Here is a 20180-nt window from a genome sequence, read left to right on the forward strand (position 1 = left end):
CAGCCCCTGCCGCTGTTTTGTCATATTCGAGCGCCATCGGTTGAATACAGACGGGCGTCATCAGCCGGTTCGTGCTGCGTCTTTGCCCAATACATACACCTTGACATTCTTCTTCACGCCAAATTTACGGGCTTTCCGCACATCTTCCATAAATACGTCGATGCGTGCGCCGCGGATAGCGGAACCGGTATCCTCGGCTGTACGAATGCCGATACCTTCGATAAATACGGTCGTACCGATCGGAATAACCGACGGATCTACGGCGATCGTCCGTCCTTCTTCCGCTCTGCTGCCGCTGGATGTAACACCGTAGGCCGGATGGGAAGGGGTTTTGCCCGTCGATTCGGCCCCGGCGGTATAGGCGGTGAGTGTAGAAGTGAACACTTGGCTTATCGTATTCATTTGGCCGTCGGGCAGCCGCAGTTCCGCCTCATCCGCCGGGATCTCCAGCAGCTGTCCGATGGTGAGACGGCTGGGTTCTGCCGTCGGATTGGCAGCGAGTAAGGTTGGAAGGCTAATACCAAAGGACCTGGCGATGCTGTACATTGTGTCTCCCGACTTGATTTTGTACGACAGGGGTGGCGGAACTTGAAGCCCGGGAGCTTCGTTCACGTTCTCTCCGGAATAAAAATAGGATGCGGATATGCAGCATGACTCATAGTATTCGTCATACGTATTGTAAGCAGCGGCAGGCACAGCCCCAATGAAAACATGCAGCAGAAGCAGGTGAAAACATAACATTGTTATTCGGCTAAACTTATTCATCAAGTGTATCCTCCTCTGAATCTGATTTAATAGAAGCGATAGTACTAGAGTTGCCCGGATTCATAGAATATAAACCTGTGTAATTCATAGAGGGGGGCATGTTTGTGAAAATAAAGACGAACAATTTAGTTTTTTTTGTTTTAAATGTTCGCTTATTTTGGCTTCATAAGCACAATTTATGAATGTTATAAGCAGATTTGTATTGAATCTTCCTGGTCCATAAGGTATATTACTATTACAAATATTATGTAAAGATAGACTACGCCTATAGATAGGATAATTGACATAATTTGTTTTTTTAAATCGTGTCTTCACGCTGTATGAACGAGCGGTTCAGTCATCAAGAAGATACCAGCGGATATGGGGGAGAAAGGACATGCGCAGACTAGAGGGAAAGAGAATCGCGCTCACTGGACCGAGGAAGGCCGCCGAGCTGAGCGTTATGGTGGAAAAGCTTGGAGGCATTCCGCTCGTCCGTCCCGCCCAAGGCACGGTAGCCGTCGAACGGGAGAAAGTGGAGAAGGAGATCACCAGCCTCATCGAAAACGGAACGGACTGGGTCATCTTTACTACCGGTATGGGAACGGAGATGCTGGTTCAAGCGGCAGAGTCGATGAGAGTCGGCGAAGCGTTCATCGATACTTTAAGACGTACACAAATTGCCGCCAGAGGCTACAAGACAGTGAGGTATTTGAAATCTCTCGGTTTGGAGCCCAAGGTAAGGGATGACGACGGCACGACGGTAGGCATTCTGAGGGCGCTTATGCCGTATGACCTCCGCGGCCGCAGGGTTGCCCTGCAGTTGTATGGAGATCATGCACCCCGTCTTGTGAAATGGCTGGGCGAGCAGCAGGCTCAGTACTATGAAATTCTTCCGTACTTGCATGTGCCCCCGGAACTGAGCGTGATGAATCAGCTCTTATCGGAAATCGTCGAAGGGCGGCTGGATGCCGTAACGTTTACAAGCACGCCCCAAGTCCGTTTTCTGATGTCCTATGCCCGCAAGCAAGGCTTGGCGGAGCAAGTGAAGTCGGCGTTCAACGGCAGTGTGGTGGCTGTTGCCGTAGGGAAGGTGACGGCGGAGGCCCTTCGTGATGAAGGGATTGACCGTGTTGTAGCTCCTGCAGAGGAAAGAATGGGGAGCATGATCGTCAGCTTGGCCAAGTATTATGAAGAAAACGAAGATTAATCGGGGCGTTTGGTCATATTTCATGAGGTATGGTATACTTTTCGTGCCAGAAAAGCGTATCATATCTTTTTTCATTTGGAGGCTATATGACCAGTCCTGTAATTGAACTGCAAAGCCTGACAAAGAAGATCGGTTCCAAAACCATAGTTGACGGCCTGACTTTTCAAGTCATGCCCGGCGAGGTTTTTGGTTTTCTCGGGCCGAACGGGGCGGGGAAAACGACAACGATCCGGATGATGGTAGGTCTTATGTCGATCACTGACGGAGAAGTGAAGATCCGGGGCCACAGTGTCAGAAACGAATTTGAACAAGCGATGGTGCACGTCGGAGCTATTGTAGAAAATCCTGAATTTTACGGCTTTATGAGCGGTTATCAGAATCTGGTTCATTTTGCCCGGATGATGCCGGATGTAGGACAAGAAAGAATTGACGAAGTCGTGCAGCTGGTTCGCCTGGAGAATCGCATTCAGGATAAAGTGAAAACGTACTCTCTTGGTATGCGTCAGAGGCTTGGAGTAGCCCAGGCCATCCTGCACCGCCCTTCAGTGCTTGTGCTGGACGAGCCGACCAATGGGCTCGACCCTGAAGGAATCCGTGAGCTGCGCGATTATTTGCGGCGTTTGGCGAACGAGGAGGGGATTGCTGTCATTGTCTCCAGCCATCTGCTCTCCGAGATGGAGCTGATGTGCGACCGGGTGGCGATCATTCAGAACGGCCGGCTGCTGGATGTCCGCTCCTTCAAAAACGTTCTGACGGAGTCGGAAACGGTGGAGGTGCGCTTCGAGGTGAACGAGCTTGCTCAGGCGCTCGACATGCTAACCGATGACATGACGGCCAGAGTTGACGATTCGGAGCTGGTCGTTACTTTACCGAATCGGCGGCAGGCCATCGCGGAGCTGAATGCCCGACTGGTGAAGGCTGGAATCGGAGTATACGGTATTCGTACGCAGATCAAAACGTTGGAGGAACAATTCCTCGAAGTGACAAGGGGGAATCGGATTGTCTAGCTTTGTCCGGCTTGTACAGAATGAACACATGAAGATTTATACCCGGCTGCGTACGTGGGTGATGCTGGCGATCCTGGCGCTCGCGGTCATCGCCATGGGTGTGCTGATGAAGTATGTGGTTGAAGCGGGGATGGATCATGTCCTCCAATTTATGGTTTTCGCGTCGAGCCTGGCTTCGCTCGTTACCATATTTACGGTTATTGTGGCGGGGGATATCGTAGCTGCCGAATTTACATGGGGTACGATTAAGCTGCTTCTGATCCGTCCGTCGTCCCGAGGGAAAATTCTCTGGTCCAAGTATGTGACAGTGCTGCTCTTTAGCGTAACGCTTCTGCTTGTCATGCTGATCATTTCCTATTTTACGGGCTTGCTGCTGTTCGGCGCAGGCGGAATCGTTGCTCCGGATGAGACGATTTCTTCGATCCTGCAGAGGTACGGGCTGAAGGCCGTCGAGATTGTCATGACCGGAACCTTGGCTTTTATGATCTCCACCGTATTCCGCAGCAGTTCGCTTGCGATCGGGTTGTCCATTTTTCTCATGTTTACTTCCGGAACGGTCGTTTCGGTACTGGCGCAGCTCAAGTATACCTGGGTAAAATATTTATTGTTCGCCAACACCGATTTATCCCCTTATGTACTGGGCGGAAATCCGCTGATTCCGGGGATGACGCTTGGATTTTCGGTGTCTATGCTGGTGGTTTATTGGATCGTCTTTTGCGCCGTCTCTTGGCTGCTGTTCACGAAAAGGGACGTTGCCGGAGGCTGATTGAACAGCGTGATGCAGCTGCTCCAGACGGGGTGCGCCATCCCTTTTTTTACGGTCAGAACGCATGGAACGGCTTGATGTTAAAAGCAAACCGCTGTATAAGCGGTCCCGGGAATGGTATGAAAGGAGAGGTGCGTTATTGACCGGAGAGCTGTTGCTGGTTGTGCTGTTGACGCTGGTGATTCATGCTGTGGAAACGCTGGCCTATGCCGTGAGGCTGGCCGGGATTCGTACAGGCAAGCTGGCAGTGGCCTTATCTTTGACCGGCATTATCCTTCTGGTGTCGCGGACGTCGAATTTGCTGCAGGGGCCGCTAACCGGTGGTTTGATCGATTCGGCCGTTCTTCAACCGGGAACACCTTTGGAATGGCAGTTTCATCTCATTTTGGCCGGTGCGGCGGCGGGTACGCTGCTGGCCATTCTTTTGTTTCCGACGATGGTCTTTATTTCAATGCGGATGGTATCCCGTCTGGAAGCGGCTGGCTCGATTCCCCTGCTTTTGCGGCAATCCGTTTCCATCGACAAGCTTAAACGGGTAAAAAACAATGTGCGCTTTCCCCGTTGGGAGATGCTGAAGAGGCTTCGGGTGGGAGGGATTCCCAAGCGGCTGCTTCTGTTAAATACGCTGGTCACCGGCATTTATACCGTAGGGGTACTCTCGGCACTTTACGCATCGTATCTCGTACCGGAGCATTCCAGGGCCGCATCGCAATCGTCGGGTTTGATTAACGGCGTGGCCACGATCCTGCTGACGGTCTTTATCGATCCAAGGGTGGCGTTGCTCACGGATAAGACGATGGCCGGCCAAACAAGCCTGAATGAGATGAACCGAATGTTCGGGTTCCTAATGCTGTCCAGGCTCGCAGGTACCCTGTTGGCGCACCTTTTTCTGGCTCCGGGCGCGCAGCTGATTGCTTGGTACGTCAGTTAAGTCCGGTCCGGATGCGGATATGACACGGCCCTGTAAAGGCAAATGCACCTTGGGGATACAAATCGATCATTACTTTTGTCCGGCATTTTTGAAGTAGTCGCGAACGATATTGAATTTCCGGTCGTCAGACTTCACATAACCGCGGTGGGAAAAGACATCGTAAATGATTTTCGAGCCTTCGGGATCTTTCCCGATATCGATGAACGCTTGAGCGATTTTGTCTCTCCAGGCTTGGTCCATATCATTGCGGACCGAGATCGTATCGGTGGGAATCGGTGCCGTGAATGCGACAACGCGCGTTTGCCTGAATACGTCCGGCCTGTCCTTTATCACCAGGTTACGGGCATCCTGGTATATGGCGGCTGCGTCTACTTGGCCGTTCAATACGGCTAGCACGCCTTTGTCATGGCCCTTGACTTCGATGCCGGTCACGTCTTTCTTTGGATCGACGCCGGCCTTTTTCATTTCATTGGCCGGCCATACATAGCCAGCGGAAGAAGCAGCGTCTTGCCAAGCGATTTTTTTACCTTTGAGATCCTTCAATGCGTGAATCGGGGAGTCGGCTTTCACGATAATCATGGCTTTGTAAACATCGACCAGCTCGTTTGTTTCCGCGCCCGTTGCATCTTCAATCCCATAGCGCTGAGCCTGAAGGAGCACGTCGGCTGCTTTTTTCTGGTCATGGGCGAGAACGTAAGCATTCGGAGGTAGGAAGCCAATATCCGCTTGCCTGGAGGACAGCGCTTCGATGACGGTATGGTCGTTCGTTGAAGCGGAAATTTTCACGGGAATGTTCAGCTTATTGCCAAGAAGCTTCTCCAGCGGCTTCGCTTTGGCTTCCAGTGTCTCCGCGTTGTGCGGGGGGACAACCTGAACCTTCAGTTCTTTGGGAACATAGCGGGCTGCCGGCGTTTCCTGCTGATCTCCTCGATCCGTCGGCGCGTTATCTTGCTGTGGCCCGCAGCCTGCTGCAATTCCGGCCAGAAGAACCAGGGATAAACTGATCGAAGCGAATTTATGGAACATGCTTATGAACCTCCTGTGAAATATCTTGAATCCAATCTTGATAACAATATAACATATTTGGTTTTTGTCTTTTGTAAATATGGATTCATGTGGATCATATCCCCGATATAAACGAAATTCGTGCCGTTGTAGCTCTTTTTCCACAAATTTGATATAGTGGGTCTCAGCCAACGAATATTGGAGTTGATACGAGGATGTCCACCTGTCTAACCATCACTATATTGGAAACCAGCGACATTCATGGAAATATGCTGCCCATTCAATATGCAAACAATGATCCGACCGAGTCGGGTTTTGCCAAAATCGCTGCGTTGATCAAAGAAGAACGGCGCAAGGAAGCTGCCGTGCTGGTCATCGATAATGGCGATTTAATACAGGGCACGCCGCTGGCGTACCATCATGCGAAGCTGAACAGGGAGCAGCCGAATCCGATGATCCAAGCCTTAAACGAGCTTGGCTACGACGCGGGAGTCATCGGCAACCACGAATTCAACTACGGAATCGAACTGTTGAATAAGGCGGTATCGGAATCGAGATTTCCTTGGCTGAGCGCTAATATCGTGAATGCTTCGACGGGGGAGCCGTATTTCGGAAAGCCCTATCTCATAAAAACATACGGCGGCGATTGCAAGGTAGCCGTTCTTGGATTAACGACGCAGTACATCCCCAATTGGGAAAAAGCGGAGCATATCGCGGGATTGCGTTTCGATGACGCTGTGGATACGGGCAGACGGTGGGTTCGCTATTTGCGGGAAACGGAAAGGGCGGACGTGGTCATCGTCTCCTATCATGGGGGATTCGAACGGCATCTGGACACGGGGGAGATTGCGGAGCCGTTGACGGGAGAAAATCAGGGCTATGCGCTTTGCTGCGAGGTGGAAGGTATCGACGTGCTCCTTACGGGCCATCAGCATCGAATGCTTGCCGGTAAAGAAATCGGCGGCGTTCCGATTGTTCAGCCGGGCTATGCCGGAGCATGCCTTGGCAAAGTCCAGCTGACCCTTCGCAAAACGGACGGCCGTTATCGGATCACATCCAAATATTCCGAGCTCCTGTCCGCTAAGGGCGTTGAGCCGGATCGAACGGTTCTTTCGCTTATGCGGCCTCACGAAGAACAGACGCAAATCTGGCTGGATCAGCCGATCGGACGTTTAATCGGAGATATGCGGATCACCGATCCGATGCAGGTGAGGCTCCAGGAGCATCCGCTGATCGAATTTATCAACAAAGTGCAGATGGAGCTGTCCGGAGCTCCGATTTCCAATACGGCGCTGTTCGACAACGTTTCGCCGGGCTTTCCCGAGCAAATTACGATGCGCGATATTGTGACGAATTACATATATCCCAATACACTGCAGGTGATCAGGGTTACGGGACAGGATATCAAGGATGCATTGGAGCGGTCCGCATCCTATTTTGAGCGGTATGACGGAAACGGTCCGATCAAAGTAAGTCCCGATTTTAGCGATCCGAAGCCGCAGCATTATAACTACGATATGTGGGAGGGCATTGAATACCGGATTAACATTTCACGTCCGGTCGGGGAACGGGTGGTGAAGTTGAACTATCAAGGGCGTCCGGTCGATCCTTTGGCGGAATATGACGTGGTCATGAATAATTACCGCGCCGGCGGAGGCGGAAATTATTTGATGTTCCAAGGCAAGCCCGTGATCAAGGACATTCCGACGGACATGGCCGAGCTGCTTGCCGGTTATATCATGGAACGCGGTACGATCGAGGCGACGCTTAACCGGAACTGGGAAGTGGTGTGGGATTAGTCCCGCTGTATGGATTGCAGGCGAAGATGGCACGGCCCAAAACAGCGGAAGGTCCGGCTGACGGGTGAGACTGGAGGAATGACTTTCTCCGGTTTTTTTTGTTCGGCGGGGCGGTCGAAACCGTTTTTCGAAATGACCGCTTTTATAGTATGATTTGAGGAGCGGCCTTTAGAACGATTGGCCACGATTCCATGTATATAAGAGCGGCCGTCACGGGCTGGGACTTGCGAAAAGACCGTCACGGGGCACTCGCATGGACGCAGGCTTGCGGTGCTTGGCCGCGCAAAAGGGGTTTTGAACAGATGCAGATCCGTGATCATGGTGCCTATGAGTTGTACCCGCTTGGTGAGCAGGCGGTAGTCATTCGCTGGAAAGGCGTTGTCTCGGAGCGGAATCGGAAGCTGGTGGACGGTACGGTACGCAGATTAGCCGAGCATCCGCCGGCAGCCGTGGTGGAGTGGGTAAGGGCTTATACGACGGTGACGGTATATTACGACTCCTGGCTTGTGTATAAAGAGGGGCTGGAAGGGAATCGTTCCGGGTTGAACGGCAGCCAGGAAACTTCCCCCTATGATCAGGTTTGTGAATGGATTCATCGCCGTCTGGTTGGCTTATCGGAAGAAAATGCAGGTGAACTTGACGGCAATCCCGTTGTGATCCCCGCATGCTTTGGAGGTGTCTTTGGCATGGATCTCGGGGAGGTCGCGGCTCAAGCCGGGTTGACGGAGGAGCGCACGATCGAGCTGTTTTGTTCCCATACCTATACGGTGTATCTGATCGGATTTATGCCCGGTTTTGCTTATCTCGGGGGACTTCCGGACCGTTTATGCTGTCCCCGTCTCGACAGGCCGCGTCCGTACGTGCCTGCCGGTTCGGTCGGCATTGCCGGAACGCAGACAGGAGTGTATCCGTTCGCGTCGCCGGGCGGATGGCGGATCATCGGCCGAACGCCGGAGACGCTGTTCGATCCTCACCGCGAACGTCCCAGTCTTCTGCAGCCGGGAGACAGGGTACGTTTTGAGCCGCTGACCCCTGAGCGGTACGAGGAGCTGGAGCGGGAACTGCAGCGGGATGCAAGCAGTTCGGAAAGGATCGGAGGGAGAGACGCATGAGCATGGTGGTGGAAAAGCCGGGTATGCTCACGACGGTGCAGGACGCCGGAAGATTCGGCCGCCGCGGCATCGGCGTCGTGACGGCCGGCGCCGTCGATCCGTTCGCCTTCCGAACGGCGAATGCGCTCGTGGCCAACGCGCCGGGGGCAGCGGTGCTGGAAATGACCTTGACGGGCGCGGTACTGCGCTTTGAGCAGGAGGCGGTCGTGGCCTTCTGCGGCGCGGAGATGGACGCGCATGCGGAAGGCGGGCCGCCGCTGCCCGGCTGGCGGCCGGTGCTTGTGCGCAGCGGTACGGTGCTGCGCTTTGGCTCCGCGCGCTCGGGCGTGCGCGCGTACCTCGCTGTGGCGGGCGGCTTCGCCGTGCCCGCCGTGCTCGGCAGCCGCAGCACCTACGTGCCGGCGCGGTTCGGCGGTCTAGCCGGCCGGCCCCTGCAGGCGGGCGACCGCTTGCCTGTGGGCCCGCCTCCGGCCCCGGCCGCCACGCTCCACGCCCGTCTCGCGGCTGCGGCTGCGCCCGGGGCGGCGCTCTCGCCCGCACCGTGGGCGCTCGCGCGCGAGGCGCGTCCGCCGTATGCGGAGCATCCGGCGATCCGCGCGGTACGCGGGCGCGAGGCCGAAAGCTTCGAGGCCCGCAGCCTCGAAGCTTTCTTTTCCGCCCCCTATCGCGTGACTGCGCAGTCGGACCGCATGGGCTGCCGACTGGACGGAGAGCGGCTCGCCTTAATCTCTCCGCTCGAAATGATCTCCGAGGCTGTCACACCGGGCACCATTCAGGTGCCTCCGGACGGACAGCCGATCGTGCTGCTCGCCGATGTGCAGACGACCGGCGGCTATCCGCGCATTGCGCAGGTCGCTGCCGTCGATCTGCCGCTTGTCGCACAGGCGCGTCCAGGCAGCAGGCTGCGCTTCACCGAGATCACGGCGCCGGAAGCGCAGGCGCTGTACATTCTCCGCGAGCTTGCGTTTCGTCAGCTGGCTGCGGCCGTGGAAGCAAGGATAAAATCGTTATAATCATTCTTTCATCTTGCGGCAAGCCGTGACATATGAGTAAATAGTACATGTAGCCGGCCGGCTGACGCTAAGGGAAAGGAGTGATCGTGAACATGATTACGTTAACCGGGGTGATCTCCGCGTAAAGCGGGGAGCCCAAGTTGTCGGAAGGGGCCTTCGGGCCCCTTCTTATCCGATTCGCCAATGGACTTCAAGCAAAGCATGGTTTATAATGTGGAGCATAATGCGTATCATCAATCTAACTCAGGTGAAGGGAGTGTCATTCGATGTTTGTAAACACATTTGCATGGACCAGCGGAAAAGGGTTTGCCGACAAATGAATAGGCATTTTCTCCAACACCGTCACCTGATCGTCATTGCATGATACATGACATATTAAAGGCATTCAGGCACGATAGGGCTATCGTGTTTTTCTTTATTTTATGCCCTTGTGCTGAAATGATCGTTTTGCGAGAGCAAAACCCGATGGAGGTGTGAAGATGAACATGCTAACGACTTTCGAGGCTATGGCCATCACGGCGCGAAAGGAGGCTTTCATCGGTGGGGTACAAGAACGGAAAAGACATTTTGCCGCCCGTGCTGCTGAAGCAGCTGGAGGAGTACATACAGGGCGAGATCGTGTATATACCGAAAAAAGAACAAACCCGTGCGGGCTGGGGTGAAAACAACGGCGCCCGGCAATCGATCCAGCGCAGAAATCATGAAATTTTCCGATTATATGAAAGCGGTCACTCCGTGACGGAGCTGATTCGTCAATTCCATCTCTCGGAAGACAGCATCCGTAAAATTATCGTAAAAACGAGAGGACTTGCAGCAGACCGGCAGGAAGCGGCGACCACGAGACATTGAGCGGGGAATTATAACAGCACAGCACGCGGAACAAGCCAAAAGTGGACGCTTTTGGCTTTCTTCCCGTTTTTTTGGATTGGGGCTTGAAGTTAGGCGAAGGGGGAATCGTTCATGACCACGAAGCAGTTATTCATCGACTTGAATGGAGATATGGGAGAAAGCTTCGGAGCCTATCGGATCGGGCACGATGAGGAGCTCGCGAAGGTAGTGACGTCGGCTAATATTGCTTGCGGTTTTCATGCAGGCGATCCGGCGGTTATGCGGCGTACGGTAAAGCTTTGTTTGGAACATGGCGTGGAGGTCGGCGCGCATCCGGGACTGCCCGACCTGATGGGATTTGGACGCAGAGCAATGCAGATCACACCCGAGGAAGCGTATGATCTGGTGCTGTATCAAGCCGGTGCGCTGCAGGGGTTTGTCCGTGCCGAGGGAGGACGGATGCGCCATGTAAAGCCGCATGGCGCTTTATACAATATGGCGGCTGTACAGCGTCCGCTGGCGGAGTCCATCGCCAAGGCGGTTTATCGTTTAGATCCGGAGCTTATTTTGTTTGGTCTGGCAGGCAGCGAGCTGATTCGAGCGGCGGAGTCCATCGGTCTGAGGGCGGCGTCCGAAGCGTTCGCAGACCGGACCTACCGGGCGGATGGGACGCTGACCCCAAGGACCGACCCTGAAGCCGTGATTCGCGATGCCCGGCAGGCCGCGGACCAAGCGGTTCGGATGGTCTGTGAAGGAAAGGTAAAGTCACTGCAAGGGGACGAAGTAGCCCTTGCAGCAGACACCCTTTGCATCCATGGGGACGGGCCGGAAGCCCTGGCGTTAGCCACGCTGATCAAGGAGCGCCTGCAGCACGCGGGCGTCGCCGTCCGCCCCTATGGGATTTAGGCGCTTGTCAGCTATAACCTGCGGATAACGCTGTCTGAGGCAGATGCGCTATAAACAGCAAGCAAGGGAGCAACTTCGAAGCGAGGAAGGCTATGCGTTGTCGGTTCGGCGAATGATCGAGCCAGAAAGTGTATTTAGACAAAATACCGACGTTTTCTGCTTCGAGGCCTGCCATAGGTGAGCCTGGATACCGGATGGCTTTCGCTTGCCCATCATTTTGCAATAGACCGGAAGCAAGAAATGGCGATGCAGGGGTAACCCCTTTGCACCGCCATTTTTTCATTTTGATATGCTTTTCTCTTATCAAGCTGGCTGTCCGTCAGGTGAGCAGACTTACTTTTGAGACAGCCCCTTGATTTTTTACTGCGGCGGTTGTCCCGACGCTTTACGAAGTTCGTTGGCCAGACGGTTGAATTCCGCTCGGGCTTCCGCGGAGTCAGTACAAAAATAGGCGGCTGACAAAAAGCGGATGATTTTGTTAGCATCTTCGGCACTAAGCAAAATGCTCCCTCCTTCCACAGGTTCCAGCGGCTTGTATTCAGTTTATGCGGGGCTGAACGAAATGCCACGGGAATGGGATCCGGGCAAATCTTTGTTTGTCTCCGGCTGGCGCAGATCTGTCCCAGATTATGATATGATAAGGGCATCCATGACCGGGAAAGGAGGCAGGGCCGTGATACCTGTATTTGTTTATGGAACGCTGCTTGTCGGGGAGGCGAACCACCATGTCGTTGCTCCCTATGTATTGTCGGTACAGTCCGGAGCAGTGCAAGGTTTATTGTACGATGCCGGTTCGTATCCCGCCCTTGTGCTGTCCGGGGAGCACGGGGAATCTCTTGTGGAAGGCCAATGGCTTATGGTCACAAAGGAAGGGCTGGAACGCATGGATGAGCTGGAGGAATACTATGGTCCGGGGAAAGTGAACGACTATGAAAGGGTGTGGATTCGGGATATGCTGAACGGCGAAAGGGAGGGCTGGGTTTATGTCTGGACGGATTCACGGAATTGCCGTCTGATTAGCAGAGGATCTTGGAGGAAGCATATCCGGGAAAAACAAAAAAGCCCAACCGATGTCGATTAAGCTTGTAAAATCCACATTATGTCCTTCTGGAATAGGGCCCCCAGCCGTCTTCCGACTTCTCGATGATTTCGGTCATCCGCATGAGGATATGATTGGCCTCTTCATCGCCGATGGAGTTTTTTAACTGATCGTATGATAAATGATCCTTCAGCAGCTTTCTCGTCACGTTGTTCTCGCGATACCAAGCCTCGGTGATGGCGAATTCTCCCTCTTTTTTGAGCCAAATTTCATGATAATAGTTCTCTTGCTCGTTCTTCGATTGAATGGCCAAATAATAAGCCTGCATTGGAATGCGGGGATCCGAAATGCGCTGATTGACCAAGGATCCGGAAGAAACCGGCTGTCCGAACGTGATGTATCTGGACACTTTTTTAATGATATGCTCCACGGAGCTCATGCGTTGTCATTCCTTCCGATAGGTCATGATGCCTAAAATTTTATAAGGTTTTTCTAAATGAACTTATAATTACATCATAACATAGTTAAAGGATTGCGAAAAATAATTCTATAGACCCATAAATGATGGAATAGTCCCAAATGATTTAATATAATAATTGTCGAAAATGATATAATGGAAGGAAAATGAATAGACGCGTAAAGGGTATTCATTCCCACATGCATCCGGATGGGGTTGATGAACCGGAGAATGGAAAGAGAATCCTGGTGGAACGCAGCCATGCGGATCGGTTAGCCTGGGAAAAGAGGCAGTGAAAGGAAGGGGGAAAAAGGATGCCGAATGTGGAAAGGGAGGCCGATATGTATTCCCGGGAGCTGAATGGGCAGCAGGATAGGCATCGGCATGCTGTCGGCCCTTCGCATGGGCAACGGCTTCTTGTCATCGACGACGATGATGTGATGCGCAGCGGCTTGGTATGCAGGCTGAAGCTAGACGGGTATGAAGTGGACGATGCCGCCGATATCATGACGGCAAAGAGAATGCTTCGCGAACGGACCTACCATGTAGTCATGCTCGAGCTGATGATACATCCGATCAGCGGTTATGAGCTTTTTGAATTTATGAAAGACGATCCGAGTTTAAAATGGACACCGCTTATCGTTTTATCCGGACGCAACGAAATGCACGATAAGGTTCGATGCTTTTATTTGGGAGCGGACGATTATGTGATAAAGCCTTTCGAATATGAGGAATTGAGCGCGCGGATCTACAGCCTGCTTCAACGGACAAGGACATTCGAGCAGATGGCGTTTCGGGACCCGCTCACCGGGGTCTATAACCGGCGGTTTTTCGATCACCAGATCCAAGTGGAACTGCAGCGTATAGACCGGTATCCGGCCCCCATTTCGCTTGTATTTATCGATATCGACCGGTTTAAGTCCATTAACGACACCTATGGGCACAGCGCAGGCGATCTGGTTCTTCAAGGATTGGCGCATCTGCTGCAGAACAATCTCCGCTCGACGGATTTGCTGGCCCGCTTAGGCGGTGAAGAATTTGTCGTCGTTCTGCCGAATACTTCAGGCAAGGATGCTTTGACAACGATGGAAAGCATTCTCACGCGGACCCGTTTGGAACCCGTGGCACAAAACGAAGGTCAATCTTTCTTCATTACCTTCTCTGCAGGGGTTTGCGAGTGGGAACCGGGGATGTCGTTGGAAGCGTGGATTGCGGCCTCGGACGAAGGGATGTATACAGCAAAAAAGAGCGGCCGCAACCGGGTTGTGCTGCACCCGGGTACTTCACAGAAGGATTCGGGAGTCATGCCGTCTCCTCCTCCGGTTCGCAAAAAGATACTTATTGCCGACGACGATAACATACTGCGTTCGATTCTGGTCGCCAAGCTGAAGCATCTGCCTGTTGAATTCGCGGAAGCCGTAGATGGAGAAAAGGCTTATGAGTCATTGTTAAGTCAGCCTGCGGATTTATGTATTCTTGATGGGATGATGCCTCTGCTTGACGGATACGGCATGCTGGAAAGATTGAGGGACCGTGGAACATGGCCGGCCGGAATGAAGATACTCATTCTCTCCGGACGAAGCGGAGAGGATGATCCCAGCAGGGGGATGAAGCTTGGAGCCCATGCTTACCTGCGCAAGCCTTTTTCCATGGTGGAACTGGAGCTTAAGGTAAGGGAGCTTTTGAATATCGGTTGAGAAAATCGCAGAAGCCCGGAACGAATAGATGCTCGTTCCGGGCTTCTGCTGTTTCGGAGAATGAAGGCCGGCCTTACAGGTCGTCCCAATTCAGGTTTGACGATTTGCTGTAGTTGGTCACCTTTTGCTCGAAAAAGTCTGTTTTGATGCTGTTCATATTGCTGAAGTTTTCCACCCACTTCATCGGATGTTCAACAACTTCAGGATACAGAATTTCAAGTCCAATGTTTTTCAACCGCTCATTGGAAAGGTATTTAATATATAGATCGATGATATCATTGCTCAAGCCGTTGATCTTGTTATCGGTAATGTATTGACCCCACTCAATCTCGTGCTGGACGGCGGTTCGCATCATATTGCGCAGGTCGCCGATTAACTCATCGGTAAACAGCTCCGGATTTTCCTTGCGGATTTCGCGGAAGATGTTTTGGAACAGCGCCAAATGGGTCAGTTCGTCGCGCTGGATATATTTGATTTCCGATACGGTGCCAAGCATTTTTCCTTGACGGCCGAGCGCATAGAAGAAGCTGAATCCGCTGTAGAAGTAGATGCCTTCAAGGATATAGTTGGCCATGATGGTGCGCATCAGATTATCCGTTGTCGGCGATTCGATAAACCGCTCGTACAAGTCTGTAATAAACCGGTTGCGGCGCAGCAAGTGCTTGTCCTCACGCCATTGATTATAAATATCGTCGCGTACTTCTGCAGAACAAACGCTATCGAGAATGTACGAGTAGCTTTGGCTGTGCACCGCTTCCTGGAACGTTTGGACGGTGAGGCACAGATTGACTTCCGGTGCCGTTATGTAATCGTTGATGTTCGGCAGATTGGCCGTCTGCAGCGAATCCAGGAAGATGAGGAAGGAGATGATTTTATCATAGCTTTGACGCTCTGCCGGCGATAGGAACTTGTAATCCTTCGCATCTTGAGCGAGCGGAATTTCCTCCGGGATCCAGAAATTGTTCATCATCGTGCGGTACATTTTGGTTGCCCAGTCGTATTTCACATTGTTGAGCTCGATCAGGTTGGTCGTATTCCCTCCGATAATCCGGCGCTTGCCCCAATCGCGGTCTCCGTGCTCGTTAAACAGCTTCTTTTTTTGAAGTTCCATTCGAATTCATGCCTCCTGCACCCTGCGGTGTACAAATAGAGGATCGCCAGGCATGATCATACCTGCGATCCGTTCATTAAGCTTCGTGGTTGATATTAGGCGCTGCAGCTAACGCAGTCCTCTACCTCGAGGCTCTGGTTGCGGACATAGTAAACGGTTTTTAGCCCGTTCTTCCAGGCTGCCATATACAGCTCAAGGAATTCGCGAGCGGACAGCTCCGGCGTGATGTACAGATTGAACGATTGCGACTGGTCGATGTGCCGTTGGCGTACGCCGGCAGCGCGGATGCTCCAGTGCTGGTCGATCCGGTGCGCTTCCTTGTAATACCACATCGTGTCCGGATTCAGGTTCGGCGCGGTCTGCGGCACGACGGCGTTTTTCTTCTCCTCAACGAAAAATTTGTTGAAAATCGGATCGATGCCCGCAGTCGAACCGGCGATCAGGGAAGTGGACGCCGTCGGCGCGATGGCGAACATCCAGCCGTTGCGAACGCCGTACTTGGCTACCTGCTCTTTGAGCTCCAGCCACTCGGGACTGTTGTAGCCGCGCGATTCAAAGTACTCTCCGGTCTGCCATTCACTTCCCTCGAATGCCGGATACGCGCCTTTTTCCTTGGCGATTTCCATAGAAGCTTTAATGGCATAGTAGTTCATCCATTCATAAACTTCGTCTGCTTTTTGCACATGCTCTTCGGATTCCCACTGAATCTGAAGCTGAGCCAGCATTTGGTGGTAGCCGCTGGAGCCAAGGCCTACGGCACGATATTTTTTGTTGGTAATTTCCGCCTGAGGGATCGGATAGTAGTTCAAATCGATGACGTTGTCCATCATCCGCATTTGCGTTGTTACGACACGTTCAATGTCTTCTTTTGTATACACGCGGCCCAGGTTGGTAGACGACAGATTGCAAACGACGAAATCACCGCTCTTTACCTGCGAGGTGATGATGCCGTCTTCGTGCTGCGTCTGGATCAATTCCGTAGGGCTCATGTTCTGGCATATTTCCGTACATAAATTCGAGCAGTAAATCATGCCCTTATGTTTGTTCGGGTTGGCCCGGTTGACCGTGTCGCGGAAGAACATGAACGGAGTACCCGTCTCAAAAGCGCTCGTCAGGATGCGCTTCATGATGTCGATCGCCGGAATTTCGTCCTTCGAGATTTTGTCGTCATTCACGCATTCCCAATAACGGCGTTCCCACTCCTCACCGTAAGCATCCTCAATGGAGTACCCCTTGACTTTGCGCACCTCATGCGGATCGAATAAATACCAGCTGCCGCGTTCCTCCACCGTCTTCATGAACAAATCGGGGATACATACACCCGGGAAAATATCGTGGGCTTTCATCCGGTCGTCCCCGTTGTTCGTTTTCAGGTTCAGGAAGTCCAGGATGTCTTTATGCCATACGTCCAGATAAATCGCCACCGCTCCGGAGCGGACACCAAGCTGGTCGACAGCAACCGCTGTGTTGTTGTAGTTTTTAATCCATGGAATGACGCCCCCGGCCACTCCCTTGAAGCCCCGAATGTTGGAGCCGCGGCTGCGGACTTTACCTACATAAATTCCCATCCCGCCGCCATGCTTGGATACTTGCGCGAAGCTTTGGTCTACGTTGTAGATGCCCCACAGGTTATCCGGCACCGTGTCGATAAAGCAGCTGGACAGCTGATGCAGCGGCTTGCGGGCATTGGCAAGCGTTGGGGTGGCCACCGTCATTTCCAGATTGCTCAGCACATCGTAGAATCGTTTGGCCCAGTAAAGCTTGTCCGATTCTTTCATGGCCAGATGCATGGCAACGCCCATGAACAGCTCCTGCGGCAGCTCCAGGATTTCTTTATTCAGCCCTTTGATCAGGTATCGGTCCGTAAGTGTCTTCAGACCGATGTAGTTTAGCAGATAGTCCCTTTCCGGTTTGATGTAGCTGCCGAGCTCCCGGATCTCTTCTTTAGTATAGTGTTCAAGAATGTACTCGCCGTACAGGCCGATTTGTGTCAGATAGGTGATCAGGGAATAAAGATCGCCATATCCGAAATGGCCGTATTTACGGTTTAACTGCGCTTCTTTATATAAATCATAGGTCAATAATTTGGCAGCCACATACTGCCAATTAGGCTGTTCCACACTGGTTTTCTCTACGGCAACTTGAATCAGCAGACGCTGTATTTCCTTGGTCGAAATTTCATTGCGGAATAACGGCAGCAAGGCGGTTTCAAGCTCCAATGGATCACAATCGGGATATGTCTCGCAAGCGAAGTCAATGACTTTTTTCATTTTGGAGAATACGAGTTCTTCCTTCGTGCCGTCTCTTTTGACGATAATCATGTTAACAGCTCCCTTTCATCAAGTAAAAAGCATGCCGCCGCCGTTCCCGCAAACGAAGCATGCCTGCTGCGTCCCGGAAGGCACACCCCTGTCTGCCATCGGGTAATCGTGCCAAAGAAGCGGGCAGGTCTGCGACTCGGAAAAGCAGTTCTTCCCTGCTGTTTTCCGAGTCGAAAGATGGCGAATCCGGCCGACTGGCTCCTGCTTAAATCGGCGGTACGGTTCAGAACCAAACCGCCTTTCTTTTTAATATCCCACAATATATCGTGGCTAAAGCTGTTCGCTAATACCATATGTAGTTGTTTGATGAGCGATAGTATGAGATTAACTCATTATCGCGCCGATTGTCAATGTATGATTTCACACAATATCCGACAAATATGTGAGTATTCCATATTCATTGTTTTGTAATTGGTTTATGTGAGTCATTTATGCTACATTTAGTGAGGACCTACTTGAAGGAGGTTTTATCATGTTTTTTAAATTTTCCGTAAGTCGGATGATTCGGCGTCCGGTTTATTTCTTGATAGTATGTTGGATGCTGGTCTTTGCACTTGGATGGGCGCCACGCGCAGACGCTCATGCCAGCTTGGTTGAAGCCGTACCTGCAGCAGGCAGCGAGCTTGTACAAGCTCCTGAACAGGTTGTTCTTACCTTTAATGAACCGTTGGAAAAAGAGCTGTACCAATTAAGGGTATATGATAAGGACAAACGGCTCGTCACGCAGCAGGGGCCGGTGATGAGCGATAATCAAACAGCAATTAAGCTGGATTTGCCGCAGCTTGGACAAGGGACTTATTTGGTGACATATCATGTCATTTCAGCGGATGGACATCCGGTGAACGGAACGTATCTGTTCGCCGTAGGCGAGAGCCTGAGCGGGCAGGCGCCCGCAGACGGGATCAGGGCCGACATGGAGCATCTTCACTATCACGACAGTGGACCATTCGATCGCTTTGGAGTGAAGGATGTGCTGCAGTTTGCTTCGCGTATCGCTTTCTACGTCACAATGCTGGGCTTTACGGGATTGCTGCTGTGGCTTCGCTGGTTCGGGACGGGCAGTCCGTTGGAGACGAAGAATCGGCTGCGCCGAAACGCAGAGCGCTGGCAGCAATTTTACCTCATTGTTTATATTTTGTTCATGTGGGCCCATATGGGCGATTTAATCGGCGATGCCGGGGCGGGTGCGCTGCTGCGGTTGTTCTCGCAAACGACCATCGGCTATGCATGGCTCGGAGGGCTTCTGCTGGCTCTGCTTTCATTTGTCATGCTGTACCGAAATGCTCTGCTGGACTATGCATGGGTTGCTGCCGTCTGGGTTGCCAAAAGCATGCTGGGGCATGCGGCCGCCTTCCAGCCCGCCAAAGATACATTGACATTGGACTTTATGCATCTTGCCGCTTCTTCCGTTTGGGTTGGAGGGCTGCTGACGTTATTGCTGCTGTGGCGCCATGAGAGGGAGCAAGCAAGGCGGCTGTACCCTTTTTTTTCTATGGCTGCGATGATCAGTATTTTGGTGCTGATCGCGTCGGGGGTGCTGATGACCTTCATATTCCTGCCGGATATCCGTTATATCGTGGAAACACTGTGGGGCAAGCTGCTGATCGTCAAGACGGCACTGGTGCTGGCGGTGGTCGTTACCGCATCCTTGATCCGTTATTTTTACCGGCGGAATCATGAACGGACAACTGGACGCCTGATTCGTGCGGATGTGCTGCTGATGTCCCTTATTTTGGGGATTGCCGGTGTTTTTACCTATTTACTGCCGGCTCCTGCGAATGAACCGCTGAATTGGCATGTGATGGGCGAAAAGATACACATGACGGCGCAGATCAGTCCCAACGCTCCGGGAGTCAACGATTTTACGGCGAAGGTGTGGCTGCCCGAGAAGCTCGGCAAACCGAAGCAAGTCATTATGAAGCTTCAATCGGTCGATAGTCCGGAGATCGCTCCGCTGATGGTTCCTCTGGAATCTTTTGAGGATCCGAGCTTTGAAGAATCATTTGGTATGAAAAGGCACAGCTACAAGGCCCGGGGGGCCTATCTGCCGTATCCCGGACGCTGGAAATTGGAGGTTCGGGTCATGGACAGCAACGATGACGAAACGGTCTATGAAAAGGAAATAAGAATATTTTGATCTCTAAATATGACAAAATGCCCAAATGCGCAGGACTTCCCGACTGAAAATTCTTGTCCTTTTGAAACAGGGGAATTAGAATAGAAATATACCCTTC

General features: G+C 52.4%; 19 protein-coding genes and 1 pseudogene. 13 read left to right on the forward strand and 7 right to left on the reverse strand.

The genetic code is table 11. The annotated features are described in order from the left end of the window. Positions 1 to 60: 60 nt before the first annotated feature. Positions 61 to 765: a 3D domain-containing protein gene (locus tag BLT35_RS15290; RefSeq protein WP_074728805.1), complete on the reverse strand. Its 705-nt coding sequence runs from the start codon at positions 763 to 765 to the stop codon at positions 61 to 63. Between the two features lie 376 nt (positions 766 to 1141). Here BLT35_RS15290 and BLT35_RS15295 point away from each other — a divergent pair, with 376 nt between their 5' ends. The 4 genes from BLT35_RS15295 (at position 1142) to BLT35_RS15310 (ending at position 4658) form a co-directional block, all read left to right on the forward strand. Next, complete coding sequence (locus BLT35_RS15295; RefSeq protein ID WP_074728807.1) at positions 1142 to 1954, forward strand: uroporphyrinogen-III synthase; 813 nt, start codon at positions 1142 to 1144, stop codon at positions 1952 to 1954. Between the two features lie 86 nt (positions 1955 to 2040). Continuing rightward, on the forward strand, positions 2041 to 2961 hold the full coding sequence (locus BLT35_RS15300) for an ABC transporter ATP-binding protein (protein ID WP_062409467.1): 921 nt from the start codon (positions 2041 to 2043) through the stop codon (positions 2959 to 2961). After that, positions 2954 to 3727, forward strand: coding sequence for an ABC transporter permease (locus tag BLT35_RS15305; RefSeq protein ID WP_054820068.1), 774 nt, complete (start codon positions 2954 to 2956; stop codon positions 3725 to 3727). Before BLT35_RS15300 ends, BLT35_RS15305 begins: the two co-directional genes overlap by 8 nt. A gap of 64 nt (positions 3728 to 3791) precedes the next feature. Then, entirely contained in the window at positions 3792 to 4658 is an 867-nt protein-coding gene (locus tag BLT35_RS15310; protein ID WP_082660834.1) for a lipid II flippase Amj family protein, read from the forward strand. 69 nt (positions 4659 to 4727) lie between these two features. Here BLT35_RS15310 and BLT35_RS15315 read toward each other — a convergent pair whose 3' ends face one another. Further along, the gene (locus BLT35_RS15315; RefSeq protein ID WP_074728809.1) at positions 4728 to 5684 is read right to left on the reverse strand and encodes a phosphate/phosphite/phosphonate ABC transporter substrate-binding protein; all 957 of its coding nucleotides are present in this window, start codon (positions 5682 to 5684) and stop codon (positions 4728 to 4730) included. A 194-nt stretch (positions 5685 to 5878) separates the two neighbouring features. Between BLT35_RS15315 and BLT35_RS15320 the strand changes: the two genes are divergently transcribed. The 6 genes and pseudogenes from BLT35_RS15320 to BLT35_RS28060 form a co-directional block, all read left to right on the forward strand. Continuing rightward, positions 5879 to 7462, forward strand: coding sequence for a bifunctional metallophosphatase/5'-nucleotidase (locus BLT35_RS15320; RefSeq protein ID WP_062409465.1), 1584 nt, complete (start codon positions 5879 to 5881; stop codon positions 7460 to 7462). Between the two features lie 191 nt (positions 7463 to 7653). Continuing rightward, positions 7654 to 8574, forward strand: a complete 921-nt coding sequence (pxpB, locus tag BLT35_RS15325) for a 5-oxoprolinase subunit PxpB (protein ID WP_254777574.1) — start codon at positions 7654 to 7656, stop codon at positions 8572 to 8574. Next, complete coding sequence (locus tag BLT35_RS15330; protein WP_074728811.1) at positions 8571 to 9587, forward strand: 5-oxoprolinase subunit C family protein; 1017 nt, start codon at positions 8571 to 8573, stop codon at positions 9585 to 9587. The genes pxpB and BLT35_RS15330 overlap by 4 nt, the downstream gene beginning before the upstream one ends. A 540-nt stretch (positions 9588 to 10127) precedes the next feature. Continuing rightward, positions 10128 to 10436 carry a CD3324 family protein gene (locus tag BLT35_RS15335; protein WP_074728813.1) on the forward strand — a complete coding sequence of 103 codons (309 nt, stop codon included), beginning with the start codon at positions 10128 to 10130 and terminating at the stop codon, positions 10434 to 10436. 111 nt (positions 10437 to 10547) lie between these two features. Continuing rightward, positions 10548 to 11321 carry a LamB/YcsF family protein gene (locus tag BLT35_RS15340; RefSeq protein ID WP_062409463.1) on the forward strand — a complete coding sequence of 258 codons (774 nt, stop codon included), beginning with the start codon at positions 10548 to 10550 and terminating at the stop codon, positions 11319 to 11321. A 34-nt stretch (positions 11322 to 11355) separates the two neighbouring features. Beyond that, positions 11356 to 11579, forward strand: a pseudogene (locus BLT35_RS28060) (transposase); the annotation flags it as partial. Between the two features lie 102 nt (positions 11580 to 11681). Here BLT35_RS28060 and BLT35_RS15345 read toward each other — a convergent pair. Further along, positions 11682 to 11822 (reverse strand): hypothetical protein, encoded by a 141-nt coding sequence (locus tag BLT35_RS15345; RefSeq protein ID WP_054818654.1) that lies wholly within the window; start codon positions 11820 to 11822, stop codon positions 11682 to 11684. Positions 11823 to 11994: 172 nt separating this feature from the next. Here BLT35_RS15345 and BLT35_RS15350 point away from each other — a divergent pair, with 172 nt between their 5' ends. Further along, positions 11995 to 12402 carry a gamma-glutamylcyclotransferase family protein gene (locus tag BLT35_RS15350; protein WP_062411013.1) on the forward strand — a complete coding sequence of 136 codons (408 nt, stop codon included), beginning with the start codon at positions 11995 to 11997 and terminating at the stop codon, positions 12400 to 12402. A 16-nt stretch (positions 12403 to 12418) separates the two neighbouring features. Here BLT35_RS15350 and BLT35_RS15355 read toward each other — a convergent pair whose 3' ends face one another. Further along, positions 12419 to 12799: a hypothetical protein gene (locus BLT35_RS15355; protein WP_054818655.1), complete on the reverse strand. Its 381-nt coding sequence runs from the start codon at positions 12797 to 12799 to the stop codon at positions 12419 to 12421. Positions 12800 to 13131: 332 nt separating this feature from the next. Between BLT35_RS15355 and BLT35_RS15360 the strand changes: the two genes are divergently transcribed. Beyond that, positions 13132 to 14514, forward strand: a complete 1383-nt coding sequence (locus tag BLT35_RS15360) for a GGDEF domain-containing response regulator (RefSeq protein WP_062409462.1) — start codon at positions 13132 to 13134, stop codon at positions 14512 to 14514. A gap of 73 nt (positions 14515 to 14587) precedes the next feature. Here the strand turns inward: BLT35_RS15360 and BLT35_RS15365 are convergent, their stop codons facing one another. The 3 genes from BLT35_RS15365 to BLT35_RS27020 form a co-directional block, all read right to left on the reverse strand. Then, the gene (locus tag BLT35_RS15365; RefSeq protein WP_062409461.1) at positions 14588 to 15625 is read right to left on the reverse strand and encodes a ribonucleotide-diphosphate reductase subunit beta; all 1038 of its coding nucleotides are present in this window, start codon (positions 15623 to 15625) and stop codon (positions 14588 to 14590) included. A 95-nt stretch (positions 15626 to 15720) separates the two neighbouring features. Continuing rightward, the gene (locus BLT35_RS15370) at positions 15721 to 17946 is read right to left on the reverse strand and encodes a ribonucleoside-diphosphate reductase subunit alpha (RefSeq protein ID WP_062409460.1); all 2226 of its coding nucleotides are present in this window, start codon (positions 17944 to 17946) and stop codon (positions 15721 to 15723) included. Continuing rightward, positions 17943 to 18239, reverse strand: coding sequence for a hypothetical protein (locus BLT35_RS27020; RefSeq protein WP_074728815.1), 297 nt, complete (start codon positions 18237 to 18239; stop codon positions 17943 to 17945). Before BLT35_RS27020 ends, BLT35_RS15370 begins: the two co-directional genes overlap by 4 nt. Positions 18240 to 18418: 179 nt before the next feature. Between BLT35_RS27020 and BLT35_RS15380 the strand changes: the two genes are divergently transcribed. Beyond that, a complete protein-coding gene (locus tag BLT35_RS15380) occupies positions 18419 to 20083 on the forward strand; it encodes a copper resistance CopC/CopD family protein (RefSeq protein ID WP_074728817.1) in 1665 nt (554 codons plus the stop codon). Positions 20084 to 20180: the final 97 nt, after the last annotated feature.

Source organism: Paenibacillus naphthalenovorans (genome assembly GCF_900099895.1).
Lineage (GTDB): Bacteria > Bacillota > Bacilli > Paenibacillales > NBRC-103111 > Paenibacillus_G > Paenibacillus_G naphthalenovorans.

Excerpts from the sequence above, each read along its gene's own strand:
- BLT35_RS15290 (WP_074728805.1), bottom strand. The coding sequence starts at position 765 with ATGAATAAGTTTAGCCGAATAACAATGTTATGTTTTCACCTGCTTCTG.
- BLT35_RS15295 (WP_074728807.1), top strand. The coding sequence starts at position 1,142 with ATGCGCAGACTAGAGGGAAAGAGAATCGCGCTCACTGGACCGAGGAAG.
- BLT35_RS15300 (WP_062409467.1), top strand. The coding sequence starts at position 2,041 with ATGACCAGTCCTGTAATTGAACTGCAAAGCCTGACAAAGAAGATCGGT.
- BLT35_RS15310 (WP_082660834.1), top strand. The coding sequence starts at position 3,792 with ATGGAACGGCTTGATGTTAAAAGCAAACCGCTGTATAAGCGGTCCCGG.
- BLT35_RS15315 (WP_074728809.1), bottom strand. The coding sequence starts at position 5,684 with ATGTTCCATAAATTCGCTTCGATCAGTTTATCCCTGGTTCTTCTGGCC.
- BLT35_RS15320 (WP_062409465.1), top strand. The coding sequence starts at position 5,879 with ATGTCCACCTGTCTAACCATCACTATATTGGAAACCAGCGACATTCAT.
- pxpB (WP_254777574.1), top strand. The coding sequence starts at position 7,654 with ATGTATATAAGAGCGGCCGTCACGGGCTGGGACTTGCGAAAAGACCGT.
- BLT35_RS15330 (WP_074728811.1), top strand. The coding sequence starts at position 8,571 with ATGAGCATGGTGGTGGAAAAGCCGGGTATGCTCACGACGGTGCAGGAC.
- BLT35_RS15340 (WP_062409463.1), top strand. The coding sequence starts at position 10,548 with ATGACCACGAAGCAGTTATTCATCGACTTGAATGGAGATATGGGAGAA.
- BLT35_RS15355 (WP_054818655.1), bottom strand. The coding sequence starts at position 12,799 with ATGAGCTCCGTGGAGCATATCATTAAAAAAGTGTCCAGATACATCACG.
- BLT35_RS15360 (WP_062409462.1), top strand. The coding sequence starts at position 13,132 with ATGCCGAATGTGGAAAGGGAGGCCGATATGTATTCCCGGGAGCTGAAT.
- BLT35_RS15365 (WP_062409461.1), bottom strand. The coding sequence starts at position 15,625 with ATGGAACTTCAAAAAAAGAAGCTGTTTAACGAGCACGGAGACCGCGAT.
- BLT35_RS15370 (WP_062409460.1), bottom strand. The coding sequence starts at position 17,946 with ATGATTATCGTCAAAAGAGACGGCACGAAGGAAGAACTCGTATTCTCC.
- BLT35_RS27020 (WP_074728815.1), bottom strand. The coding sequence starts at position 18,239 with ATGGTATTAGCGAACAGCTTTAGCCACGATATATTGTGGGATATTAAA.
- BLT35_RS15380 (WP_074728817.1), top strand. The coding sequence starts at position 18,419 with ATGTTTTTTAAATTTTCCGTAAGTCGGATGATTCGGCGTCCGGTTTAT.